We start from the raw sequence: 2,540 nt of genomic DNA, 5'->3' as shown, positions 1-2,540 counted from the left end.
TTCATGGGAGAGGGGGACCAGGCTGCAGGCCTGGTGGAGAGGGCAAGCGCCGCAGGCCCTCCTCACCGCCCTTCGGGCGGTCCCCTCCTCCCATGAATGGGAGGAGAAGAAGGTGCTCGTGCTCACCGCCAGCCCGCCCGGTCGAAGATCGCCTGGGCCTCGGCCTGGCGGCGGCCGTAGGTGGAGACGGGCAGGGGGTCGGCCTTGAAGGTCGCGAAGGCGGCGACTTCGGGAGGCGTCTCGACGCCGGCGGCGACCGGGAACTCGTTGTTGGCGCCGGCGAAGATCCTCTGGGCCTCCGGGGTGGTCAGGAAGCGCAGGAACTGCTCGGCCTGGGCGCGGTTCGGCGCGTTGGCGGCGATGCCGGCTCCGGAAATGTTCACGTGCGTGCCCTGGCCGCCCAGATCTGGGAAGCTCAGCGTCACCGCCTGCGCGACGCGCTGGTCGTCGGCGGCCTCGGAGCGGACGATCCGCAGGAAGTAGTAGCTGTTGGTCAGGGCCACCTGGCAGGCGCCGGCGGCCACGGCGCGGATCTGGTCGATGTCGCCGCCCTGGGGCGGGCGGGCCATGTTGGCGACCACGCCCTTGGCCCAGGCTTGCGCCTTCTGCGGGCCCCAGCGCTCGATCAGCGCCGCCATCAGGGAGAGGTTGTAGACGTTGTCGGCCGAGCGGACGCAGACCTGCCCGTTGAACCGCGGCGAGGCGAGGGCCTCATAGGTCGCCACCTCCTCCGGCTTCACCTTAGCCTTGTCGTAGGCGATCACCCGCGCCCGGCGCGAGAAGCCGTACCACTGACCTTCAGGCGCGCGCAGGTTGGCGGGGATGACCTGCTCCAGCTCGGCTATCTTCGTCGGCGCCAGAAGGCCGGCGTCCTGCGCCCGCCACAGGGCGCCGGCGTCCGCCATGATCACCACGTCGGCGGGCGAGGAGGCGCCTTCTGCCTTCATCCGCTCGATAATCTGGTCGGGGTTCATCTCCAGGCGGTTGACCTTGATCCCGGTCGCCCGGGTGAAGGCGTCGTAGAGCTGCAGGTCGGCGTCGTAGTGCCGGGCCGTGTAGAGGTTGACCGCACCCTTCGCCGGATCGGGCGTGGCCGGCGGCTGGGTCGCAGGCGCCTCGGTCTTCTCAGCCGGTTGCTGGCCGCAGGCGGTGAGGGCCAGGGCGGCGGCGGCGAGGGCGGCGATCAAGCGCGTCATGTGTCGGCCTCAAGCTACTGTGGCCGAGCTAGTCGCACAGTTGCGAACGGCTCGCAACTTTTCAGCCCTGCAGGGTCAGCCTCGAGGTCCGCGGCTCTCGCACCCGGAAGATCAGGACCACAAGCCCCGCCGTCAGGAAGGCCATCGAGGTCCCGAACAGCACCTGATAGCCCAAGGTCGCGGCGATCACCCCGCCGAGCAGCGGCCCGGCCGAGGCCATGATGCCCTCGGCGGTGGAGGAGAAGGCCACCCGCATGGCCAGCTCGTCGCGCGACCCGAACTCCAGGATCATGGTGCCGGCGCTCATCATGTACCCCGACTGGCTGGCCCCCAGGCCGAAGAAGGCCAGGAAGATCGGGATCGTGATGTCCAGGCCGGTGAGGCCGGCGATGGCTTGGGACTCGATCAGCAGCAGCGTGGCGCCGATCCACAGGGCGATCGAGGCCAGCATGATCCTGCGGAAGCCGGTTTTGTCGCCGAGGTAGCCCCACAGGAGATTCGAGAGGGTGTCCGCGCCCAGGTAGGCCAGGGTCAGCCCGCCGAGATTGGCGCCGGTGAGCTCGATCGAGTTGGACACGAACAGGATGTAGAACGGCACCGCCATGCGGCCGGAGACCGTCAGCATCTGGACGATCATGAACCACATGAAGCCGCGGTCGGACTTGATGAGGGCCGGGAAGTCCTTCAGCCGGTCGCGGAAGCGGGTCTTCTGGCGCACGGTCGGCGGCTCCGGCTCGACCATCAGCCACTGCAGCGCCGTCAGCCCGAGGCTGGTGAGCACGAAGGCGAACAGGAAGGTCGTCGAGTAGCCGTTGCCGAACAGGTTGGCGTCGATGAAGTAGCGGCCGGCGACGTAGGCCAGCGCGGCGGCGATCACCCCGCCGGTGGCGTTGCGCCAGGCCTGCAGCCGCCCTCGCCTGCTGATCGGGATCACCTTGGACATCAGGATCGAGAACACGACCCGCTGGGTGCCCATGAACAGGCCGAACATGAACATGAAGAAGAGCAGGGCGGTGACCAGCGCCTGCCCGGACAGCATCCAGCCGGCGATCGCCATCCCCAGCACCTGGACGCGCGCCAGGCCCCCCATCCAGATGGCGGCGGGCATGACCTTCGTCCGGTGCTCGATCTTGGTGGCGCCGAAGATCGGCGAGATGATCCCGCCGGCCTGCTGCAGGGCCAGGCCCAGGCCGACGATGGTGTTCGAGCCCGACAGGGCGAACAGGTAGGCCGGCAGGAAGGTGGGGGCGTTGACCAGCCGGAAGCCGGTCATCCCCAGCATGCCGTGCAGATAGTGGCCGATGTAGTTCCGCTTGAGATTGTCCCAAACGAACTTTTCGTAGG

The 2,540-nt window shown here is 68.6% G+C and carries 2 protein-coding genes; both read right to left on the bottom strand.

The features are described 5' to 3' along the window. Positions 1-122 precede the first annotated feature (122 nt). Positions 123-1,196, bottom strand: coding sequence for an extracellular solute-binding protein (locus VHK87_RS04920; protein WP_329633779.1), 1,074 nt, complete (start codon positions 1,194-1,196; stop codon positions 123-125). Between the two features lie 61 nt (positions 1,197-1,257). Next, positions 1,258-2,540 (bottom strand): MFS transporter (locus VHK87_RS04915; RefSeq protein ID WP_329633778.1); only part of this gene is annotated, 1,283 nt, incomplete at its 5' end.

Source organism: Phenylobacterium sp. (assembly GCF_036263695.1).
Taxonomy (GTDB): Bacteria; Pseudomonadota; Alphaproteobacteria; order Caulobacterales; family Caulobacteraceae; genus Phenylobacterium.
Note: the sequence above shows the minus strand (reverse complement) of the source record. Positions and strands in the feature narration are given on the sequence as shown.

What these genes read in the sequence shown, in the direction of transcription:
- VHK87_RS04920 (WP_329633779.1), bottom strand. Translation starts at nt 1,196, where the DNA reads ATGACGCGCTTGATCGCCGCCCTCGCCGCCGCCGCCCTGGCCCTCACC.